The sequence below is a fragment of the Chroococcus sp. FPU101 genome, assembly GCF_017312365.1.
GTDB lineage: Bacteria > Cyanobacteriota > Cyanobacteriia > Cyanobacteriales > Microcystaceae > Chroococcus.
The window spans coordinates 1-21,558 of record NZ_BLJI01000048.1 but is presented as its reverse complement, the minus strand read 5'-3'; the positions used below and the strand labels follow the sequence as shown (position 1 = coordinate 21,558).

At 41.1% G+C, this 21,558-nt stretch carries 19 protein-coding genes and 1 pseudogene; 11 read left to right on the top strand and 9 right to left on the bottom strand.

What is annotated here, in order from left to right:
• From CFPU101_RS22810 to CFPU101_RS22780, 7 genes are all read left to right on the top strand, one after another.
• A partial coding sequence (locus CFPU101_RS22810; protein WP_206817859.1) for a DUF5906 domain-containing protein occupies positions 1-2,808 on the top strand: 2,808 nt, incomplete at its 5' end.
• A 230-nt stretch (positions 2,809-3,038) separates the two neighbouring features.
• Positions 3,039-5,111 (top strand): class I SAM-dependent DNA methyltransferase, encoded by a 2,073-nt coding sequence (locus tag CFPU101_RS22805; RefSeq protein ID WP_206817857.1) that lies wholly within the window; start codon positions 3,039-3,041, stop codon positions 5,109-5,111.
• Positions 5,108-6,424 carry a restriction endonuclease subunit S gene (locus CFPU101_RS22800; protein ID WP_206817855.1) on the top strand — a complete coding sequence of 439 codons (1,317 nt, stop codon included), beginning with the start codon at positions 5,108-5,110 and terminating at the stop codon, positions 6,422-6,424. Before CFPU101_RS22805 ends, CFPU101_RS22800 begins: the two co-directional genes overlap by 4 nt.
• A complete protein-coding gene (locus CFPU101_RS22795; protein WP_206817854.1) occupies positions 6,421-7,419 on the top strand; it encodes a hypothetical protein in 999 nt (332 codons plus the stop codon). The genes CFPU101_RS22800 and CFPU101_RS22795 overlap by 4 nt, the downstream gene beginning before the upstream one ends.
• Positions 7,416-10,424, top strand: a complete 3,009-nt coding sequence (locus CFPU101_RS22790; RefSeq protein WP_206817853.1) for a type I restriction endonuclease subunit R — start codon at positions 7,416-7,418, stop codon at positions 10,422-10,424. Before CFPU101_RS22795 ends, CFPU101_RS22790 begins: the two co-directional genes overlap by 4 nt.
• A 154-nt stretch (positions 10,425-10,578) precedes the next feature.
• On the top strand, positions 10,579-11,169 hold the full coding sequence (locus tag CFPU101_RS22785; protein WP_206817852.1) for a ParA family protein: 591 nt from the start codon (positions 10,579-10,581) through the stop codon (positions 11,167-11,169).
• Positions 11,166-11,447, top strand: coding sequence for a CopG family transcriptional regulator (locus CFPU101_RS22780; protein WP_206817851.1), 282 nt, complete (start codon positions 11,166-11,168; stop codon positions 11,445-11,447). The genes CFPU101_RS22785 and CFPU101_RS22780 overlap by 4 nt, the downstream gene beginning before the upstream one ends.
• A gap of 28 nt (positions 11,448-11,475) precedes the next feature.
• Here CFPU101_RS22780 and CFPU101_RS22775 read toward each other — a convergent pair whose 3' ends face one another.
• Entirely contained in the window at positions 11,476-11,889 is a 414-nt protein-coding gene (locus tag CFPU101_RS22775; RefSeq protein ID WP_206817850.1) for an HNH endonuclease, read from the bottom strand.
• Positions 11,886-12,233, bottom strand: a complete 348-nt coding sequence (locus CFPU101_RS22770; protein ID WP_206817849.1) for a hypothetical protein — start codon at positions 12,231-12,233, stop codon at positions 11,886-11,888. Before CFPU101_RS22770 ends, CFPU101_RS22775 begins: the two co-directional genes overlap by 4 nt.
• Positions 12,234-12,434: 201 nt before the next feature.
• On the opposite strand from CFPU101_RS22770, the gene CFPU101_RS22765 reads away from it, so the two are divergent.
• Positions 12,435-13,094, top strand: a complete 660-nt coding sequence (locus CFPU101_RS22765) for a site-specific integrase (RefSeq protein WP_206817848.1) — start codon at positions 12,435-12,437, stop codon at positions 13,092-13,094.
• A 95-nt stretch (positions 13,095-13,189) separates the two neighbouring features.
• Here the strand turns inward: CFPU101_RS22765 and CFPU101_RS22760 are convergent, their stop codons facing one another.
• The 4 genes and pseudogenes from CFPU101_RS22760 to CFPU101_RS22745 all read right to left on the bottom strand — a co-directional run.
• A complete protein-coding gene (locus CFPU101_RS22760; protein ID WP_206817847.1) occupies positions 13,190-13,594 on the bottom strand; it encodes an HNH endonuclease signature motif containing protein in 405 nt (134 codons plus the stop codon).
• Positions 13,542-13,964: a hypothetical protein gene (locus tag CFPU101_RS22755; RefSeq protein WP_206817845.1), complete on the bottom strand. Its 423-nt coding sequence runs from the start codon at positions 13,962-13,964 to the stop codon at positions 13,542-13,544. The genes CFPU101_RS22760 and CFPU101_RS22755 overlap by 53 nt, the downstream gene beginning before the upstream one ends.
• Positions 13,965-14,017: 53 nt before the next feature.
• A complete protein-coding gene (locus CFPU101_RS22750; protein WP_206817843.1) occupies positions 14,018-14,428 on the bottom strand; it encodes a hypothetical protein in 411 nt (136 codons plus the stop codon).
• Positions 14,429-14,608: 180 nt separating this feature from the next.
• A pseudogene (locus CFPU101_RS22745) lies at positions 14,609-14,896 on the bottom strand (hypothetical protein); the annotation flags it as partial.
• 198 nt (positions 14,897-15,094) lie between these two features.
• On the opposite strand from CFPU101_RS22745, the gene CFPU101_RS22740 reads away from it, so the two are divergent.
• Positions 15,095-15,607, top strand: coding sequence for a papain-like cysteine protease family protein (locus tag CFPU101_RS22740; protein ID WP_206817842.1), 513 nt, complete (start codon positions 15,095-15,097; stop codon positions 15,605-15,607).
• Entirely contained in the window at positions 15,604-15,960 is a 357-nt protein-coding gene (locus CFPU101_RS22735) for a hypothetical protein (protein WP_206817841.1), read from the top strand. The genes CFPU101_RS22740 and CFPU101_RS22735 overlap by 4 nt, the downstream gene beginning before the upstream one ends.
• A 486-nt stretch (positions 15,961-16,446) precedes the next feature.
• Here CFPU101_RS22735 and CFPU101_RS22730 read toward each other — a convergent pair whose 3' ends face one another.
• The gene (locus CFPU101_RS22730) at positions 16,447-16,719 is read right to left on the bottom strand and encodes a hypothetical protein (RefSeq protein WP_206817840.1); all 273 of its coding nucleotides are present in this window, start codon (positions 16,717-16,719) and stop codon (positions 16,447-16,449) included.
• 329 nt (positions 16,720-17,048) lie between these two features.
• Positions 17,049-17,831, bottom strand: a complete 783-nt coding sequence (locus tag CFPU101_RS22725) for a TerB family tellurite resistance protein (protein WP_206817839.1) — start codon at positions 17,829-17,831, stop codon at positions 17,049-17,051.
• 1,110 nt (positions 17,832-18,941) lie between these two features.
• Between CFPU101_RS22725 and CFPU101_RS22720 the strand changes: the two genes are divergently transcribed.
• Entirely contained in the window at positions 18,942-20,882 is a 1,941-nt protein-coding gene (locus CFPU101_RS22720) for a hypothetical protein (RefSeq protein ID WP_206817838.1), read from the top strand.
• 114 nt (positions 20,883-20,996) lie between these two features.
• Here the strand turns inward: CFPU101_RS22720 and CFPU101_RS22715 are convergent, their stop codons facing one another.
• Complete coding sequence (locus CFPU101_RS22715; protein ID WP_206817837.1) at positions 20,997-21,257, bottom strand: hypothetical protein; 261 nt, start codon at positions 21,255-21,257, stop codon at positions 20,997-20,999.
• Positions 21,258-21,558: the final 301 nt, after the last annotated feature.

The following is a 21,558-nucleotide window of genomic DNA, read 5'->3' as shown; positions in this document are numbered from 1 at the left end:
GGCTGTGAGTGCCGAGAGATCCGTGAGGCGATTGCGCCTTGGGAGCAGGTCAAACAATCCAACAATTCTTTACATTATTCTACCAGAAAACGTCGAAGTTCTCAAACTCGAAAATCATTTAAACCTGTTTCCATTCCACAAGGCGAAATGAGACTGGCCATCTTACCAGAGCCGCCTAACGACCATCCTCAAGCCAATCCCAACCCCAAGCTTCCCAATTGGCTCATTGAACAAGGCGTTTCTTCAACGGCGAAAGAAACCCGTTACTGGTATTCTAAAACCCAATGGGTCAGCCGATTTGAATGGGAAAACCTAGAAAATGCCAAAGGTCATGATAAGACCATTCGGCCAGCCCAGATTAAACCCGATGGTACAACCGAGTGGAAAAAAGGCCCTTCAGACTGGCCACTCTATCGTTTATCTGAAGCACTCGCCCACGGCCAAAGAAAATGGGTCTTTGGATTAGAAGGAGAAAAATGCGTCGAAGAAGCCCGTAGCTTACAACTCGTTAGCATTACATGGCAGGGGGGAAGCTGGACAGATGAAGAAATCGCCCTCGGATTAAAACAACTTAAAGATCAAGAAGTCGCGGGCTTAATTTACTGGCATGATTATGACGAAGCGGGAGAAAAAAAAGCTCAACAAATCCTCAAAGCCGCCAGTCAAGTTCAATTTCCCGTCATCCTACTTAATCCCCTTGAAATTTGGGATCAAATGCCCCATAAAGGAGATATCGCCAATTGGGTCGCTTGGGGAAAAACACAAAACATGAATACTGACGACTTCATCAAACGTTTAGAAATGGCCATTCATACGGCCGTTGCCCAACGGACGAACCAACCCTTTGAAGAAAACGATGACGACGAAAGTGAAGTTTTACCCATCAGTAAACCCCCCAAACCCGACCTCATCGCCGCCAAAATCGCCGAGAAATATCGGGACAAATGGCTTTACTGTGCTGAATTTAAAACTTGGATGGCTTATGAACTCGAACAAATGGGCGTATGGCATCCCATCGATGATCTTTATATTTCAACCCAAGTCCATTACCTCTTAAAAGCTCACCAGATCAGTGGCTATGGCGTATCCTATTTAAACAACATCGTTGAACTTTTAAAACGCGAACTTTATCTACGCCTCTGGGGAAATCAGAAAAACTTATTACCCTTTAGCGATTGTGTTCTGGAACTCGATACAGGCAAAACCAGAGAACATTGTCCTGGTAATCGCTTAACATGGGTTTTACCCCGTCCTTATCACGTTTTAAATCGCACTTGGACGAAGCTCGATAACTGGTTAAACGAAGCTACAGGCGGTAACGAACAACATAAGCGGATTTTGCTCTGTTACGCCGCCGCCGTCTTAAGAAGACGGGCCGATTTACAGAAATTCCTGCATTTAATCGGCATAGGAGGCACTGGTAAGAGTACTTTTATGAATTTACTCATTGCCTTAGTCGGGCAGCAGAACACCCTTTCGATGGATTTAGAAACCCTAAATGAAAAAGACGCACTGGCTGATTTGTTTGGCAAAGTGTTAGTGGTTTTTCCAGATCAAGATAGTGCTGGCCGCCAATTATCTAACTTTAAAAAACTCACAGGCGGGGATTTACTCAGAGGCCGTCGTTTGTACCAAGATGGCTTCAACTTCCGTTTTGAGGGGATGTGTGCCGTGACGAGCAATAATCCGATTTTCCATGCTGGCACAGGACGCTGGTTAACCCGACGGGCGATTATGATTCCTTTTAAGTTAACGATTCCTGATTCCCAAATCCGAGATTTAGAGAAAGAATTTGAACCCGAACTTTCTGCCTTAACTTTGTACTTACTATCGATTCCAGAAAGCGAGATAGAAGCGGTTTTAAGGGGTCAATTTAAAGGTGGAATCTCCAATACCCTTTGGGAGTCACAAATTCGCTCTGACGGTCTAGCCAGTTGGGTTAATGATTGGTTAATTCATGACCCGATGGCGAAAACTCAAATTGGCAGTGATGCGAGAGAATGGGCTAACGAGCCTTATGAGGCTGCTGTGTCTACTTTATTTGGTTCGTACTGTTTACATTGCCGTCAATCGAATCGTCAGCCTCTAACTAAAGATAATTTCTCAGCTAACTTGCTGGAGTTATTACAGCAAACGTTGCAATGGGGAGTTGAAAAAATTAGAACGAACACAGGACGCATGATTACGGGAGTAAGATTAAGAACTGCCAATGATGGCGAAATTCCTTATTTAGATGAGGTATTAGCCCAAAGTGACGGCTTAGGTGACGGCTTAAGTGACGGCCTAGGTGACGACCTCAAAGCCTTGATAGAGCAAGAAAGTGACGGGGGTGACGGCCTAGGTGAGCAGTTTGAAGCCAGTAAAAATTTAACACAGAAATCGGTTGACTCAGTTAATTCAACTTTAAAGCCATGTCAAAACGAGTGTAAAAAAGATCAAGAAAATGGGGTCGAAGTCGTCACCTCGTCACCAATCCAGTCAGAGCAAGGGGTTGAGGTCGTCACCTCAGTCATCACCTCAGTCGTCACCGAGGTCGTCACTTTTAATTCACCCACTGGGGAAATTTCATCTCAACCCACCCAAATAAAGAAAGAAACTAAATTTAATTGCCCCTTAGAGCAAGAGTTGGCTTCTGCTGATTCGTCACCCATTTATGAAGTAGGGCAGACGGTGTACGTGTATAGCTATCTTTTAGAGTGCTGGCAGATCACCACTGTAAGCAAGATTGAAGACATTAAAGGAGACAAAATTTATACTTTGGCTAATGGAGTGTTGTGTGGTGGGAATTTGATTCGTTCTGTTACTTGATAAATTTCCCAACCTCGGCTCAGTAATACTTTATAGCTGGGAATTATAAAGGAGAGAATTGACTTAATAATGGTTTACTTGATAATGGAAGACTTTGCAGCACTGACAGATGAGTTAGAGAATTATTTGTGGAATTTAACTAGGAATACATCTTGCACCAGACAATTGGAAATCGCTTGTGCTAGGTGCTGCAAGAAATTATAGATGATGCGTCTACCCTGGAGTTTTGAATGGCCCGAACGGAAAAAGTAAGAAAGCTAGCTGGTTTTATTTGGAGTATTGCTGAACTTTTACGCGGTGATTATAAGCAAGCTGACTATGGCAAAGTAATACTGCCGTTTACGGTGTTGCGCCGTTTGGACTGTGTTTTAGAACCAACAAAGGCAGTAGTGATGGACTTTTACGAAACGAAAGTAAAGTCCATGAATCTGAAAAATCCTGAGCCATTACTAAACCAAAAAGCTGGCGTAACTTTTCACAATATTAGCCAGTTTACATTTCAAAAACTCAAGGCAGACCCAGATCATGTAGCTGCTAATCTCAAAAACTTTATTAATGGGTTCTCTGTTGCTGGCAGGGAAATAATTGAATATTTTAACTTTAATGACCAAATTAATCGTTTAGATGAAGCAAATCTGTTATTTTTAATTGTCAAAAACTTTGCTGAAATCAATCTTCATCCTGATGAAGTAGACAGCATGGAGATGGGCTATGTTTTTGAAGAGTTAATTCGCAAATTTTCAGAATTGTCTAATGAAACGGCGGGGGAACACTTTACACCGCGTGAAGTTATCCGGCTGATGGTGAACCTGCTGTTTCTTAATGATAGGGATACTCTAACTCAAAAAGGTATTGTAAAAACCATCTACGACCCTGCTTGTGGAACTGGTGGAATGCTGTCTGTGGCAGAAGAGTACATTAAAGAACTTAACCAAGATTCCAAACCTGTGGTTTTTGGTCAGGAAATTAACCCTGAATCCTACGCAATCTGTAAATCTGATATGTTGATTAAAGGTCAGGATATCAGCAATATTAAGTTTGGCAATACTTTCACCACTGACGGGTTAGCACACGAAACATTTGACTATATGTTGTCCAATCCTCCGTTTGGTGTGGAATGGAAAAAGGTGCAAACCTACATTAAAAATGAATATGAAAAGAAAGGATTTGATGGGCGATTCGGAGCAGGTTTACCTCGGATTTCTGATGGTTCTTTCTTGTTCCTACAACACATGATTTCTAAAATGAAGCGGGATAATGGCGGTTCTCGAATTGCTATTGTATTCAACGGCTCACCGCTATTTTCTGGGAGTGCGGGTAGTGGTGAAAGTGATATTCGCAAATGGATTATTGAAAACGATATGCTAGAAGCGATCGTTGCTATGCCAGACCAACTATTTTATAACACTGGAATTTATACATATATTTGGATTGTTACCAATTGCAAAGACCCAAAGCGTAAAGGCAAGATACAGCTTGTTAATGGCATTCATGATTACAGAAAAATGAGCCGCAGCTTGGGAAATAAGCGTAATGAAATTGGGGATGGTGAAGATGGCAAGCCCAATCACATCGCAGAAATTACCCGCATTTATGGCGAGTTTCAGCAGGATGCTAAACGCAAACTTGAGGTAGATGGCAAAGAACAGGATGTCATTGTTAGTAAGATTTTTGATAACGAAGATTTTGGCTATTGGCGTATAACAGTAGAACGTCCGCTAAGGCTTAATTTTCAAGTGAGTGATGAACGTATAGCCAAGCTAGAAACTGAAACCGCCTTTGTGAATTTAGCTGAATCTAAAAAACGGGGTGGGGTTGCTTTACGAGAAATTGAGGAAGGGAAGCAGTTACAGGAGTCTATTAAAGAAGCGTTACGGAATTTGGTAAATCGTCTCTACAAAAATCGGGATGAGTTTGAAACAGATTTAACGGCTGCACTGAAAGCGGCTGATTTGAAAATTTCAGCCCAGGTGAAAAAAGCAATTTTGAATGCTTTAGCTGAACGGGATGAAACTGCTAATATCTGCACTGATAAAGATGGCAACCCAGAACCAGATACAGACTTGAGAGACTATGAAAATGTGCCGTTGAAAGATGATATTGATGAGTACATGAAGCGGGAACTATTGCCCCATGTGCCGGATGCGTGGGTTGATGAGAGTAAGACGAGGATTGGGTATGAAATCCCGTTTACGCGGCATTTTTATGAGTATGTGCCGCCTAGACCGTTGGAGGAGATTGAGCAGGAGATTAAGGATTTAGAAGAGGAAATCAGAGGAATGCTTGGGGAGGTGATTGAATGACCCTAGCTATAGAAAATCCTGAGATTCGATTTTTTGGTAAAGTTCCTGAACACTGGGAAATAGTTCGTATTAGACGAATTACTAAAGAACATAAGCAGGGCTATTACACTGAGCAAGCATATATTGATGAAGGGGTGAAATTAGTCAGAATTACTGACATTGATGACTCTGCTAATGTTTCCTTTGAAAATATGCCATTTGTAACTATTTCTTCAAAAGATGAGCGAGCTTTCAAGGTAGAAAAGGGCGACTTTCTCTTTGCTCGTAGCGGAACTATTGGACGGTTCGGTCTAGTTAGGGAGCCTGAGCGTTCTGTTTTTGCCTCATACCTCATTCGATTTAGATTTAAAGATGTTAATTTAGAATTCCTTCGCTTCGTATTTAGCTCCCAGTTTTTCAAAGAAGGACTTATTAGTACTCTACATGGTGGTGCTAACAAAAATGTTCATGCTGAAAATATCAAAGAGCAGTTCATAGCAATTCCTCCACCTGATATGCAAAGTGAGATCGCCTCCTTTCTAGACCGCAAAACTGCTGCGCTCGCCACCCTCATCACCAAAAAACAACGCCTCATCCAACTACTCGAAGAAAAACGCACAGTCTTAATCAACCAAGCTGTAACTAAAGGATTAAACTCTAACATCCTTATGAGAGACTCTGGTATTTCGTGGATTGGTAAAGTTCCTGAACACTGGGAAATAGTTCGTATTAGACGAATTACTAAAGAACATAAGCAGGGCTATTACACTGAGCAAGCATATATTGATGAAGGGGTGAAATTAGTCAGAATTACTGACATTGATGACTCTGCTAATGTTTCCTTTGAAAATATGCCATTTGTAACTATTTCTTCAAAAGATGAGCGAGCTTTCAAGGTAGAAAAGGGCGACTTTCTCTTTGCTCGTAGCGGAACTATTGGACGGTTCGGTCTAGTTAGGGAGCCTGAGCGTTCTGTTTTTGCCTCATACCTCATTCGATTTAGATTTAAAGATGTTAATTTAGAATTCCTTCGCTTCGTATTTAGCTCCCAGTTTTTCAAAGAAGGACTTATTAGTACTCTACATGGTGGTGCTAACAAAAATGTTCATGCTGAAAATATCAAAGAGCAGTTCATAGCAATTCCTCCATCTAACGTACAAGGTGCAATAGAACAAGTTGAAATAGCTAATTTTCTGGATTCAGAGTCAGCAGCTATAAATCAAGTAATAGACAGAATCAAAGAACAAATCGAAAAGCTTCAAGAATATCGTCAAACTCTAATTACAGCCGCAGTAACAGGCAAAATAGATGTCAGAGAGGAGGTGGCTGTATGACTCTTTGTGTTGCCTGGATTCGGCAAAAAAATAATGTTGAGGAGCTAGTATTTGCAACTGATAGTTCCTTAACTGGGGGAGAAAAATGGAATCAAGGCATTAAATTATTTGAATTACCCAGAACAGATTGTTTAATTTGCTTTGCTGGTGAGACAGGTCGGGCTTATCCGTTAATCTTGAATCTAATTTCTTCTATCAAGCTAAGTAGGCGTTTGCAAAGTTCGCGTACTGATGTTGAAGAGGTATTAATTGATCTTTCTTCTATGTTTACTTCATTAGTATCCACCATCATTAACGAAATTTCTGGGCTAGATATTCATGAACTGAGAGCTGGAGCTAAATTCCTTTTTGGTGGTTGGAGTTGGGTAGAAAGCCGTTTTCGTATCTGGCAAATTTATTACTCGAAAGATGCTGAAGGATTTGTATTCATAGAATGTACGGATGAACCAAATAAAAATCGTATTTACACTTTTTTAAGCGACCCAACTGATCTAGCTGATATTGCATCAAAAAATTATAAACAATTAGTCTATGATAATGATAAGCAAGATGACAAAATGGACATGGAACCGCTACAAGTTCTAATAGCAATGTCCAGAGATAAAGATATTAGAACCGTAGATGGAGCTATTCAAATTGCTAAAATTTATAAATCTGGAACTTCAGAATTTTTTGGCATCCATTGGCCTTCAAGAGAAGGAAAGCCTCACTTTCAGGGCAGAAGCTTTAATCCGCACACTAAACCCGACGTTCGATATTTTGATCCCGATACACTTACTTTGATAGAAGATAAGCTACCGAATATTATTGAAGACATAACTAAATTTAGTCAACTAGAAGACTTTAATTTTATTTGTTCTTGTTATGGTGTAGATGGTAGTTTGAAAGAAAACCTTCCTGACAATGACCGTGAACGACTGATTTACATATTCCGCGAAGCAGCTTACCAGTATTTCATAGAGGAAATAAAAAGTAAGGGGAGTTCAGCGCAATGACCAGCCAAACGACAGAACAAGCTTTTGAACTTGAGATCGTTAACTCCCTGATTCACAATGGTGGCTATCAATTAGACGATGCTGCCAACTTTAGCCGCGAGTTAGCATTTAATAAAGCCACCATTTTCCACTTCATTCAAACTTCTCAGCCAGAAGCATGGCAAAAGCTTTCAGAAATTCACGGCTTGGCTGTAGAGCCAAAGTTCATTCAAAGGCTCTATGCAGAATTAGAGTTACGGGGGATGCTAGACGTACTGCGCTATGGCATCACTGACTACAGTGTACGCTTCAAACTGGCATTTTTCAAACCCGCCAGTGGTCTCAATCCTGATACTTTAGCACTTTATGACCAAAATATCCTCACTGTAACTCGTCAGGTGCGCTACAGCCTTCAACATGAAAATTCAATAGATTTATTGTTAAGTATAAATGGCTTGCCAGTCGCCACCGTAGAACTAAAAAACCAGTTTACTGGACAAGATGTAGATAAAGCCAAACGCCAGTATATGCAAGACCGGGATCACCGAGATTTGTTATTTCAATTCAAACGCCGTGCTTTGGTACATTTTGCCGTAGACCCAGATGAAGTCTGGATGACTACCCGCATTGATGGCAGTAACACCCGTTTCTTACCCTTCAACAAAGGCTACAACAAAGGTGCAGGCAACCCACCCAACCCCAACGGCACCAAAACTGCCTATCTTTGGGAAGATATCTGGGCGAAAGACAGTTGGCTAGACATTGTGGGTCGTTTTTTGCATCTAGAGCAAGAAAACATAAAACTTAATGGGAAATCCGCTAAAAAAGAAACCCTCATCTTTCCTCGGTTTCACCAATTGGATGTTGTTCGCAAACTAACCGCAGATGCAAAAGTTAAGGGGCCAGGACACGATTACCTAATTCAGCATTCTGCTGGTAGTGGCAAAAGTAACTCTATTGCCTGGTTAGCATATCAACTTGCTAGTTTATACAACAACCATGATGAGCGAGTTTTTGATTTAGTCATCGTCATCACTGATAGAAGGGTACTAGACCAGCAACTGCAAGACACAATTTATCAATTTGAGCATAAGCAAGGTGTTGTGCAAAAAATTGATAAAAACTCTACACAACTAGCTGAAGCTTTGGTTTCTGGCACTAATATCATTATTACTACCTTGCAAAAATTTCCCTTTGTCTTAGATAAGATTCAGGAAATCTTGGAAAAAAATAACATTGCCCAACTACCAAAACGCAATTACGCCCTAATTGTGGATGAAGCCCACAGTTCTCAAAGCGGTGAAACATCCAAGAAAATGAAAGAAATCCTTTCTATTAATGACCTCAGCCGTTCAGTTAAAGAAGAAAGCATGACTGAGGAAGAAGATGATATTGAAGACAATATCCGCAAAGAGATGCGTATTCGTGGTAAACAACCAAACTTAAGCTTCTTTGCTTTCACCGCCACACCCAAACAAAAAACGCTGGAAGATTTTGGCCACATGAACGCTCAAGGACATCCAGAACCCTTTCATCTGTATTCCATGCGCCAAGCAATTGAAGAAGGTTTCATTATGGATGTGTTGCAAAATTACACAACCTATAAAACTTACTTCCAAATTTCTAAAGCGATCGCCGATGACCCTAAAATTAATACAAAGAAAGCAAGTCGAGCTATAGCCCGGTTTTTATCGCTGCACCCCCATAACTTAGCTCAGAAAACTGAAGTGATTATCGAACATTTTCGTCAATGTGTCATGCACAAAATTGGTGGAAAAGCCAAGGCAATGGTAGTGACTGCTTCTCGCCCTCACGTAGTGCGCTATAAAGAAGAATTTGACAACTATTTAAAAAAACAAGGTTACGTTGATATCAAAGCATTGGTAGCTTTTACCAGTTTTACCGATAGAGAAACGGCTATTAAATACACTGAATATGATATCAACGGCTTTGGTGAACGGGAATTACCCGAAAAGTTTGAAACTGGTGAATATCAACTTTTGATTGTAGCAGACAAGTATCAAACTGGTTTCGACCAGCCATTGTTACATACTATGTACGTGGATAAAAAACTTTCTGGAGTCAAAGCCGTACAAACTTTATCCCGCTTGAATCGCACTTGTTCAGGAAAAGAAGATACTTTTGTTTTAGATTTTGCTAATGAAGAGCAAGAAATTATTGATGCTTTCCAACCTTATTATGAACAAACCACACTAGCATCGACCACAGATCCTAACCGACTATATGACTTAAAAAATAGGTTAGATGGCTACCAAATTATCTGGCCTAGCGAGGTAGATGCTTTCGCACAGGTATTTTTTAAATCTCAGGAGAAGATAAATCAACGAGATCATAGCCGACTTCATTCCCTAGTAGATCCTGCTATAGATCGTTTTAAAGGATTGAGCGAAGAAGAGCAAGATGAGTTTAAAAATAGTCTAACTGCATTTATCAGATTATATGCTTTCTTGGCACAGATTATGCCCTTTGCAGATGAAGAACTAGAGAAATTCTATGCTTTTGCTCGTCTGCTGCAAACTAAGTTACCAAAACGCAGCCAAAGCGATGTATTTAAACTGACTGATAAAGTTGCACTGGAATATTATCGATTACAAAAAATCCGAGAAGGTCGAATTGTTTTAGAAAAAAATGCAGAATCACATCTGCAACCAATAACTGAAGCTGGCATACCTAGAGAAAAAGAGACACAAGCTAAACTCTCAGAAATTATCGACATCCTCAACCAAAGATTTCGCACCGATTTTACTGAAGCAGATAAATACTTTTTTAGCCAAATTGAGGAAGCATTGGTTCAGGATCAAGTATTATCACAGCAAGCCAAAAGCAACTCAATTCAGAATTTTAGATATGGCTTTGAGGAGATATTTTTGACAAAGCTGATTGAGCGCATGGATTTAAACCAAGATATTTTTGCAAAAATTATAGATGACAAGGAGTTTGGTAGTGCTGTGAAGGACTGGATACTAGAGAAGGTTTATCATAGGTTGACGCAAGAGGCTAGCTAGTTTTACCCCCTCTAAATTCATCTGACTCGGTAAAAAGCCATGACCAGCATTACAGCTAGGTTCTGAAATAAAAACATCTAAACATTTAGATGTCTAAACGTTTAGATGCTTAAACATCTGCTATTATCAACTTGTAAGAAAAGCAACATTTTCTATGATCGTCACCGTAGCCTCGTTTAAGGGAGGCGTAGGAAAATCCACCACTGCCCTGCACCTGGCGGCTTACTTTCAAACCCAAGCCCCAACTTTGCTTGTCGATGGCGACTTAAACCGCAGTGCCTTACTTTGGGCCAGTAAAGGTCAGCTACCTTTTAAAGTAGTCGATGAAAAACAAGGGGTTAAATTTGCCAGAGAGTATGAAAACCTTATAATTGACACCCCTGCCCGGCCCGCACTCGAAGAACTTAAAACCCTCGCCATGGGCTGTGATTTACTCGTTCTGCCCACCAGTCCCGATGCTTTAGCATTAGGAGCTACCTTACAAATGGTCGATGCCCTGCACTCGCTCTCCTCCAACTATCGCATCCTGCTGACCTTAATTCCTCCCCCGCCCTCTAAAACAGGAGAAGAAGCAAAAGCCACGCTCGTCAAAGCGGGACTTCCCGTTTTTCAAGCAGGAATTCGGCGGTTAGCGGTGTTTCAAAAAGCCGCCTTAGAAGGGGTACTCGTCAATCAAGTTAAAGATCCTTATGCAGAAACCGCCTGGGATTGTTATCTAAAAGTGGGGAGAGAAATTTTATCATGACTAAAAAAGCACCCGATAAGAGCCGATTTGATGACCTGTTCAGTGCCGCTTTAGAACGAGGAGGAATCAATCCCCTCACAGAAACTCAACCGACTCAAGCCCAAGCCAATCGTACCAGCAAAAGCACTGACCCGAATTACGTGCGGACTACCCTTTATCTACCTAAGCGACTACACCAACAACTCAAAGCAGTAGCGGTTCAAGAAGAGCGGGAAATGAGTGGCATTGTTGAAGAATTGATCGACACTTGGCTAAAATCTAGGGATTCTTCAATTTAAACATCTAGATGTTTGAATGTTTAAACACTTAGATGTTTTGTTCAAGCTCTTTGAGTCGTTGTCTTTCTGCTAATCTTTCCGAGCTATTTAACTGGAGCAATTTGACCGTTGTGCGCCCGAAGGGTGTCAGTCCAATTATTTGAAGGCTTTCAAAACAAAAGTGTTCAGACCATTGTTGCGTTCGTGGGTTAAATAGAAAACAAAATTCTCCCGTTTGGGGGTCAAACGATCCCAAGTCAGTTCCTTTATGACGATTACAACGCAAGCACGTATAGGCCAGATTACCTTCTTCCGTTTTTCCGCCATGTTTTTCAGGAATAACGTGGTCAATTTCATGGGGGAAAAAGGAAAGGGTCGTCGGAGCGAGGCAATATTCACAACAAGATTTAGCCCGTTCTTCAACGGCTCGACGTAGAGCCGCCGGAATATAGGTACTGCTCATGAAGCTGATGTGAGGTGAGGGAGACTTCCTGCTTTGAGCAGGATCATCAGATGCTCAATGCGCTCGTATTCATCAAGTTCCCGTTGTTCCGATGGAGTTAGATCACCCGCCTTACTACGCGCAATTAAGATTTTGAGACGTTCAATCATTTCAGGAGTCGGACGAAAGGCTAAAATTTCTTCTTTTGTCGGCTCTGAAGCTAGAAAATCAAGAATATAACGATAAATCTGGGCAGGGATAGCCGGTTGTTGAAGACTGAGTGCAAGGAGTTCGGGCAGGCGATCGCCAACTTGGGCCAGTTGAGATGAGAGTTCGTCGGGAACTTCAATTGTAATTTTAGCCATCGTCTTTTCCCTCTCCTGAAGGATGAATCAAATCAATTGGTTGAGACGCTCTTTGCCTTTTTACTGCTTAACGCCAATCAAAAGCCATTTTTTCGCTCTTTTTTTATCCTAACTTCACTCAAGGCTTTCTTAAAAGTTGAATGTTTAAGCATCTAGATGTTTAATGAAAATTAGACTTTCCTATAGGGCAAGCGTAAGAAAGTGAAAATCAACCGTCACGGACGGGCCAAGATTCTGAGTGTCGAAGAAATCCAGTTGCTCTTTAACGAGGGACTAACCAACCCCCGCGACCGCGCCCTGTTCGGCATCTGCCTCTACACCGCCTGTCGCATCAACGAAGCTGTCACCTTAAGACTGACCGACGTTTACAACCGTAAAGGCGTGCTGCGAGACGAGATCATCATCCGCAAAGAAAACACCAAAGGGAAACTCGCCACCCGTACCATCCCCGTTATCTCTGACTTACGCTCTCTTCTGATGAACTACTACCCCTCCCCTCGCACTTGGTTCTTATTCCCCGGTCGTCATGGCAAAGGTTACATCAACCCCGATTCGGCGGCCAGAATCTTAAGAGAAGCCTGTGAGCGATTAGACATCGAAGGTGTTAGTACCCACAGCTTCCGAAGATCCGCCCTAACCCAGATGAGCAACGCAGGAATCCCGTTGCGGGTCATCCAAGAAGTAAGCGGCCACCGCACCCTAGATGAGTTACAGAAATACCTAGAAGTGTCACCCTCTCAGGTTAGAGGAGCCGTTTCTAGCTTATCGATGTTATCTCATGTCGGAAAACCCACGTATAACGATGTATGTTCAGTGAGCGAGAATGAGGAAAAAACTATCTCAGGGGAACTGCCGTTTTAATTCGTTGGCTCTTGAAGAAGCCAAGTTCGCATGACTCTTGGCTCAACCCCTGAGCAGAATCATTCTCTGAAAAATGCGAAAGAGCCTTAATTTCCCTAATCGTTGCTATCTCTCTTTTCGAGGGGGCGAGCGCAATGAGTTGAAGTTTCAATGGCGAATGTGGTAGTTGTCCCTTTAGTGAGATTGCACCGAGGATGAACGAGTTGTAGATTATCAAGAGCAAGAGCGAGAGCCGGATATTTGGCGATCGGTTTGATGTGATCGATATGGGCATAGCGAATGTGGACGTAATCACCGCAGAGGGCGCATTTACGCTCTTGCTTAGAGTGCTGTCGTCGCTTCCAGTCTTTTCCCTCGCTACTGTTACGCCAGAGGTTAAACTGACGGCGTGGGTCTTGCCGAGCTTTAATTTCATTGACCAGCACTTTCGTATCGGTCAACCAGTCGTTAATTGACGAGTTGAGTTTGAATAACTTTTCGGCTAGATTTTCTTGTTCCATCTTGAGTCCCCTTGATAGTAGCCGCCTCAGCTTTGAGGACGGAAAGTGTTTTTACGGTTTTTGAAAGGGTTCGATAAGCGCGTTTGGCTAATTCGCCCAGTTCTTTGTCTGTACTGTTGCTAAAGGGAATGACGTAAAAATTATCTTGACGCTCAATAAGGGTGTTCAGTAGGGCATTTAGGCAAAAGCGGGTTTTTGATTTGACTCGCTTGCCCTCTTTGTACGCTCTGACGTTGATGATGACTTCGTTAATGGCGTAGTGATGGGTATTTCTCTCTTTTCTAACGCTTTTCAGGCTTTTGGTGAGCGCGGTAGCTAGATAATTACTAAGTCCGTATCCTTTGAGTTGGGCGCGGGTGGTAGTCTGCATGGTAGAAAATTTTCTTTTTCAGGGTGCATGAGCCGATTTGGAATTCGACAATTCTAGGCAACTTCGTCGTTTTGATTGCTTAAAAAATTGTTGTAGGTTACGAGCAAGGCTTCAATCCAAGGATCTTTAAGCCCGAACGGTTTAGCGAAATTGTAGAGCTTGGCAATAAGAGGAAGAAAGGTACTGCGTAACTCGCTAACTTGGCGATCTGCTTCCTCGATCTTGCTGGCAAAGTCGGCTTCGATTTTCTCGATGTAATTCTTTTTCTTAGTGACTTGGGCTTTTTGAGCGGCTTGCAATCGCTGGCGTTCTAGAAGTTCTGGGCCTGCGAAGGCGAGCAAAGCAGTGATTAGCTCTTGCTCGGTTGCGTTTTCAAGAGTGATGTTAGCGTAAGCTCTTTCTGCATCCTTAATTGTCCAGTTATACTTTTGGGCGAACTCGTTCGCTTCTTTTTTAGTAACCATGCTTTGACTTTTTGGCTTTCCAGCAGTCCTATCTTATCAGGTTTCCTAAAAATAGAAAGTGATCTCACTCACGCTCCGCCCTTAGTTTTTAATAACGAGAGCAGCCAGCCTACTCTTGTGTAGTGGAATTCATTGACTTGTGCAACCTTCTCACTTAGGTTGAAGTAGAACGAGACGATTTCAGTTCAATGACTCCGAAAGTCTAGCTATTAATTCTGAGCGGGACAGGTTCGCGATCTGGAGCAGTAATTTCGTGCGCTCAGATAAGTCAAGCTGCATGATCTGAGGAATCAAACTCTTTAATTCCTCATCTAAGGTGCCGAATCGCCCTTCTAGGAGTTTTTCGATCAGCAAGCCTTGTCCTTCTTCTTTCCAGACTTCACGTTGCTGTAAATAAGCGGGTGATAAGTTCATGATTAATTCCCTCTCTTCTTCACTTCTATTATCTTTTAACTCTAATGTCTTACGCTCCTGTAGCCGCTTTAAGAGACAACTACAGATTTCGATTTTAGTCGGGGCATTACGAAAGGAATCAAATAAACAGCTAGTGGCGGTCATCTGGCTCAGTAATCCCAGATTTGAGGCGTAGAGGGACGGTGTTCTCTTAAAATTGATTAGAGAGAGGAGCTTGAGGGGGAATGACAGACCTCCTTTATTAGTAAACGATTGAAAGAAGATGATTCCATTCCGTTTCTCTCTGGTGCTGGGGGGAATTGGCCAGTTATTGATGAAGTAACCTCCTTAGATGTTGTTCCACAGCAAAACCCTTTGAGTTGTGGCCCTGCTTGTGCTGAGATGGTACTAAAGGAATTAGGAATCGACAAGATCACTCAGACTTTAATTGCACAAGAAACTGGAACACCTGTTTCCGTTTCTAATTTGGCAAGAACCCTCTCAAGACTCGATTCGAGGGGAGGCAGGCAATGGGTTGGAGGAGGATTAGCACTTCCTGGAGCCAGTGATACTGAGTTACTTTCTGCCTTAGTCTCAACAGGCATATTTATCGCCGAACTCCGAGAACCGATGGCGCGTTTGGGTCATTTAGTGGTTGTAGATGGTTGGGATGAAGATGGCTTTCTTTCAATTCGAGATCCCTGGGATGGGACAAGGTATAAAATGGAACAAGAGGAATTTTTAAAATACTGGACGCTTCAGGGCATTTATGCCAGAAAATTATGAAAACCCAAGTTTTGGACATTCAATCTAACAATAACGATGACTCCTTAATGGTTTTGATGTCTATTGGAGAAGAACAGCGTTCTTTTATCTTTTCACGCTTTTTTGACCAGCTAGGTGAAGTCAAGTTGCAGGTGATCGAGCATGACCAGGAGTTTTGGGAAACTTTCAAATTCAATCAACAAATTGCCAGTGAAGTAATGAGTTTGGTGCGCCAGTTTTATAAGGGTGAAAAGGTGCAACTGCCCCTCTATGTAGGAGATTTTGGAACAATGGAGGAAGCTTTGGCTTTACAGAAACCTAGAAAGCCAGAAAACTTAACCATGAAGCCCGCTTCGTCTCGACAAAGCGGCTGAATTTTCAAGTCGCCGCTAATTGTAATTTTCATTAAATGACAATATCTAAACTAAGTGGAAAGACAGTGTAGAGCTTGACACTTTTCCATGATGACGAGGTTGTGAGGAGAGCCAATTTCTGCAACCAATGGTTGCAGTTTTCTGACTGTAGGTTCGGTTCCAGTTTTGCCGAACGAATATACGTCTACATATGAATTGTTAGCCAATCTGAAAACCGATTTGTTACCTTAATTCCACTTGACGTAATCCAGGCTTAATTCCAGTCAAATTCGGAGCAGGAATTTGAAGCCTTTATTCCTAAGCCTACTTCCCAATAGATGAAAAAAACGCCTTATTCAGACTATGAGCAGATGCACTAAAAACTGAATTTAACGATTCAAATGCACGATAAGAGCATTAGTTTGTTTGGCAGAAAATATGAGTTTAAACTTGAGATTTTTCACAGCTTAGCAACATGACCCAAGCTTCACGTCAATTCGCTCAAAATTATAGATGAAATGGGCTTATTTTCCTAATTACTTGTTTATGCTTGTCAACTACTTCAGCAGTTTCTTTGATGGTTTCTCTCATTTCTTTAGGAATAGGACACTCTGGTTTCGACTTGGGTTTCTCTGACATTTTGAAAAAATTCCTTCTTCTAATTTTTTTAATTTTATTATGTTTTTTCATAGATAGTAGTGATTGACGGCAAGCCACCTTGTGATTAAAATCACAAAATACAGCAATTTTTGAAGGAAAAGTGTTATCCACTAAAGCCAAGTTCCGACACCAGTATGAATCTGATTTTGACAACAAAACAGCCTTTTAAAGGTACAAAAAGTGAAGTTTAGTCGGTAAGTACCAGAAACCAAACTAAATTAGGAGCTTTGCCCACTAGCAAGGTAACTTGGAATAAAAAGCACAACGCTAATTTTAGCTTCGCTTAGAAAGCCATATTGCAGTTTTTGCAGATTTTATAGCTTTTACGTCCTCAAAATGGATGAGGACAGTTCCAAATTAGGTTCCACTACTTGTTACTCCCTCACTCGCCGCCAATTAACTTTGCTTCTATCAAATAATCTGTCGGCGGTCGGTGTGCCTTGAGATTGTTATTTTACATATTCGCAACTTCGCATACGGCAGATTACTTCATAGGCTTCATGAACTTTCACCATCTGCTCATTAGCAAATTTTGTAAATTCTGGTGGTAAACCTTGACTGGCTAATCTATCAGGATGAAAGTCCATGCACTTTTTGCGGTACAAACGCTTAACCTCTGAATCCGTCATATTGGCCGTGCATTCAAGGAGATTATACGCTTCCTGTAAGCTCATCTCCTTGCCCAAGTACATATCAGTCGTTCCTGATTTTAACCGAAGAGATTGTTCTGCAACTCGTAACATCTCACGTTCTTGAACTGAAACATCACCATCGGCGGCAGCTACAGAGCAAAGGCTGAGCATGAGAAAGGTTGCCCTATCTTGGTCGTACTGAGTAAGTGCTGCGAACTGTTCCAAATACTCACTGATGTGAGTATCGTTATCTTTAGCTTCTTTGAAGATCTCGATTGCTAGGTTTCTTGTTTCACTGTCAAGATTCATTTCTGCCATCAGTGACTCTATTGCCATTATTTCATCTTTGGTTACACGACCATCAGCTTTTGCTAACTTCGCTAAAGTTGCAAAGAAACAGACAAAGTGAGCTATAGCAATAGTATCTTCATCAGTAATAGTATCTTCATCAAAAAGTTCATCACTTGAACTACTGTTGCTAGTTTGTATACTTTGCTCAGATGAATCAAAAAGCTTATGACCAATAGCAGCACCTATGCCCGCTCCAATTGGCCCACCTAAAACAGCACCAACTCCACCTAGAAAGATTTTGCCCCACATAATCTATACTCCTTTGAGAAAAAACGAGCCATTTCATCACTTTTCGTTCATCCTCATTATTCCCGTATTTTTTTGAGATCTCACTCTGGAACTAAATCTTATTTAAAGATTACTGGTGTAGCATAACCAGTTATTAGATGGATACTTTTTTACTTTCTAGATTTGCAGGTCACAACATGTATGTAGACCGCCTGTTTGCTTAAGAAAGTATAGTAGTAGGTAAGTAACATGAATATAGCCAATAATTGTGAAAGAGAGAAAATGACACGTCGTCAGAAAGAGCCACTACGAGACTTAACGGCCTGACGGGGTGACAAGCGAGCTAAAAAGCTTGTTGTCTAATACTCATAGCCCTCAGTCCCTTCAAATAAATGGCAGTTTATTGGGATTGAGACTTATTAATTGTTCTACGCGGACATTATGTAGCAGATGGACGAAACTAACGCTATGCGTATAATTAGCATCTACTCCAAAGTGCTTTAATCAAGACAGAGTAAACTTTGTCGTCTTTTAAGTTTGTCGAGTTCGGCTTCTAATTTTTTGGAAGCACTTTTGTTATACGTCAAGTTTTTGACTAGATAATTTAAGGATTTTGCCCTGATTATACGCTCTCGTTCAATTAATTTAAGCGTACAACATATATTATACGCACAGCGTTATTTTTTGTCCGTTTGCTACACAACGTCCATATTAGCTATTAATTTTTTTTATCCTAACAAAAAAATCGGATTAGGGAAAAGTAAATTTAACTAATTTTAAAAAATAATAATATTTTTTTGACTACAATAATTTTATAAGAAATACAGATTAATTAGCTAGAAATTTAATCTACGATTGATGATTTATATGTTTATTTTTTGAAAATTTAAACAATCTTTATCTTCTTTTAGAGGAGCGTAGGAGCGTAGGAGCGTAGGAAAAATTTTTCCTACGCTCCTAATAAATATATTGTTTATTGCTGATTAATAAACACATTGAAGCAAGAAAGCAATACATTAAATAGTGATTGTGTAAACCCTGCGAGCCGCAAGTCATGGACAAACACAATCAGTTTATTTAGAATTAGAAATATCCTGAATAACGTTTTAGTCTCACAGTAAGGAGATGATAATGCTTCTTAATAACCTGCTAGATGCGCTAAATTTATTTAGCCATAGTGGTCAAGTTCCTTCTCTTAGTAAAAAACTGCCTAATCTTAAAACTGCGCTTCGGAAATATATTTTACCAAATTTACCAAATTATTCATTTTCTGCTGGCGATTTGGAAAGAGAAAAGCTAGAATTCTGCCTAGAAGAAGTCACCGTTGAAAGTTTTCTTTTAGCTAATCCTCTGAAAATTTTAAGTGAATCTTGTCAGGCTTTAGTTAGCCAAGGGCTACTCGCTCGGCACGTGGAGAGAACGACTTATCGACCCGCTCTGCTGCAATTCCAGACATGGTTGTTAGAGCAACAACAAAAAGAGGAAGAAAAAAGTAATAACAATGGTAAGTATGCTCCGAAAACACGTTATCAAAAAAACATAAAGAAAGCTAATCAAGGTCGAGCCAACTATCAAAAAACACAATATGCTCTCAAAGAATCAGAGTTAACCCCGCAATTATGTCAAGAATTAGCGAATTTACATCTTTTTTGTTGCGGAGAATATGTTCCAGCACGTCAAGATCAGAAAATGCGGGAGAAAACCTTTCAAAACCATCGGCAACGGGTTCTTGGCGTATTAGGTTGGTTAAAAAATATTCAAGGAGAGACACTTGATGTCTTAGAAATCAAAAAATTAGCAGATGTTCGAGTGATTGAGCAATACATCAGTTGGGGAATTAACACTCGCGGGAACACCTGTGGTTGGGCGATGGGGATTTGCGATCTGGCTCTAAATATCGCTAAGTGGCAGTTCTGTCACGAATCAAAACGTCCTCAATATCGGGATATTCCCATCATCGAAGAAATTCGGATGATCAATAATCGATTAGCCAAGCGGTATGAAGAGCAGAAACAAGCGGCTAAACGTTCTAAGCGGACGGAAAAAGAAATGACTTTCGCTCAATGTCAAGAAATCGTTCTCTACCTTCGACGCTGTTGCGCTCCTAAAGATTCCTACGGGTCTCCACGTTCTGAGATGGCACTCGCTCGAGCTTGGCAACGTTATTTGTTGGTGGCTATCCTTACATACTGTCCAGTCCGACAACGAGAATTGAGAGAATTTGAACTGGGAAGAACGTTACACCGAAATCGAGACGGATATTGTGTATCTCTTCAACCAGAAGACAACAAAACAGGCGATGAACGGTGTTTCATGTTATCGGATTTACTCCCTCCGATTGTGGTCGCTGATCTTGACCAATGGATCGATGTCTGGCTTCCAAAATTTCGCATCGCTACCGAAAATTTAGATAACTGGTTAGGCTTTATCGGTCGTCGGGAATATAAGAATCAAATGGAGTTAGAACAATATCTATCACATCTCCAACAGCAAAAAGAGGAAATTTTAAAAGCGGGAAACACAGAAAAAGCCGCTCAACTAGAAAAGCGTTATCAATCTGGGCTACGTAACTATGAAACTCAAGTGCAAGCTCGCCGAAATTTTCGAGAGAATTTTCTTTTTGTTTCTACTGGCTCCAACATATTCGAGACTTTCGGCTTACCCATCAAGGCTGGAGACTTGTTCTCAATCGTCAGAAGCTCTGTCTATACGGCTTCAGCCGCCTTGGCCGAACAAGAACATCCCTTATTTAAAGGAATTGAGCCACGTAAGACGAATCCTCACTACTTCAGAAATATAGCGATCACCCATGAACGCCGTTATGGCGATCCCACAAAGCGAAAAGCTTTTCACAAGGTACTAGGAAATTCAGAAAAGATAGGAGATAAAGATTACAACGAAATGTACCCTGAAGAAAAAACAGTCGATGCCAAAAACTGGTGGCAATCTGAAACGGGGAGCGACTCTTTTAAAGCTTTGACCAAGATCAAGAAATTGCTTCCTTCTCTTACATCACGGGAGTTAATACACCTAAAGCAATTACTCGAACAAAATCTCTCCTTGCTCGTTTGAAAAGGATGTAAAGTGAAGTGGGCTTAGGTGTAAAAGTTTTGACTCGTCTGACAGTTAAATATTGTCAGATTTTTCATAACTTACAGATCCAGATCAAGTTCTGACTGTTACATATTAAGCAATTGAATCCTCAACGGATTCAACGCGAAGTTTTCCTCTACCAATCTGTTCAACTAATTCTGCCATTGATAGACCGAGAGAATCCGCCAAATCTTCTAGTCCTTGTTTAGCAGTCGGAGTCATCTTTATTGAAAATCTCTCTGTTTTTGATTCTCCTTCATATATTCTTAATGCCTTGGCTGCTGCTTGAGCAGCCTTATTTTTTATCTGCTCACGCCTATCAGTAGTTTTCTCTGTTCTCATCGTTACAGCCATAGATCTTTATCTCTTTGCCTTCTACATATATGTTGGCATAAATCTAATACTAAACAAACTGCTAGTAGTGCTAGTATATCCACTAGAGTCGAGTAACAACCAAAGAAAAAGCCGAGGTAGTAAAGCCTCGGACATCCAAAAGTAAAAACTAATGATTACAATAACTGAAAAAAAATTCAAGATCCTAGATCACATTGCCTCTCTAGAACCCACGAATCGCAAAAACCGTTACATCTGCCCGGTCTGTGGAGGAAATGACCTTACCATTGACCCTAAAACAGGGAAATATCAATGCTGGCAT

Bases quoted from the DNA above. Each gene is read 5' to 3' on its own strand.
- CFPU101_RS22805 (WP_206817857.1), top strand. From the start codon at position 3,039: ATGGCCCGAACGGAAAAAGTAAGAAAGCTAGCTGGTTTTATTTGGAGT.
- CFPU101_RS22800 (WP_206817855.1), top strand. From the start codon at position 5,108: ATGACCCTAGCTATAGAAAATCCTGAGATTCGATTTTTTGGTAAAGTT.
- CFPU101_RS22795 (WP_206817854.1), top strand. From the start codon at position 6,421: ATGACTCTTTGTGTTGCCTGGATTCGGCAAAAAAATAATGTTGAGGAG.
- CFPU101_RS22790 (WP_206817853.1), top strand. From the start codon at position 7,416: ATGACCAGCCAAACGACAGAACAAGCTTTTGAACTTGAGATCGTTAAC.
- CFPU101_RS22785 (WP_206817852.1), top strand. From the start codon at position 10,579: ATGATCGTCACCGTAGCCTCGTTTAAGGGAGGCGTAGGAAAATCCACC.
- CFPU101_RS22780 (WP_206817851.1), top strand. From the start codon at position 11,166: ATGACTAAAAAAGCACCCGATAAGAGCCGATTTGATGACCTGTTCAGT.
- CFPU101_RS22775 (WP_206817850.1), bottom strand. From the start codon at position 11,889: ATGAGCAGTACCTATATTCCGGCGGCTCTACGTCGAGCCGTTGAAGAA.
- CFPU101_RS22770 (WP_206817849.1), bottom strand. From the start codon at position 12,233: ATGGCTAAAATTACAATTGAAGTTCCCGACGAACTCTCATCTCAACTG.
- CFPU101_RS22760 (WP_206817847.1), bottom strand. From the start codon at position 13,594: ATGGAACAAGAAAATCTAGCCGAAAAGTTATTCAAACTCAACTCGTCA.
- CFPU101_RS22755 (WP_206817845.1), bottom strand. From the start codon at position 13,964: ATGCAGACTACCACCCGCGCCCAACTCAAAGGATACGGACTTAGTAAT.
- CFPU101_RS22750 (WP_206817843.1), bottom strand. From the start codon at position 14,428: ATGGTTACTAAAAAAGAAGCGAACGAGTTCGCCCAAAAGTATAACTGG.
- CFPU101_RS22735 (WP_206817841.1), top strand. From the start codon at position 15,604: ATGAAAACCCAAGTTTTGGACATTCAATCTAACAATAACGATGACTCC.
- CFPU101_RS22725 (WP_206817839.1), bottom strand. From the start codon at position 17,831: ATGTGGGGCAAAATCTTTCTAGGTGGAGTTGGTGCTGTTTTAGGTGGG.
- CFPU101_RS22720 (WP_206817838.1), top strand. From the start codon at position 18,942: ATGCTTCTTAATAACCTGCTAGATGCGCTAAATTTATTTAGCCATAGT.
- CFPU101_RS22715 (WP_206817837.1), bottom strand. From the start codon at position 21,257: ATGGCTGTAACGATGAGAACAGAGAAAACTACTGATAGGCGTGAGCAG.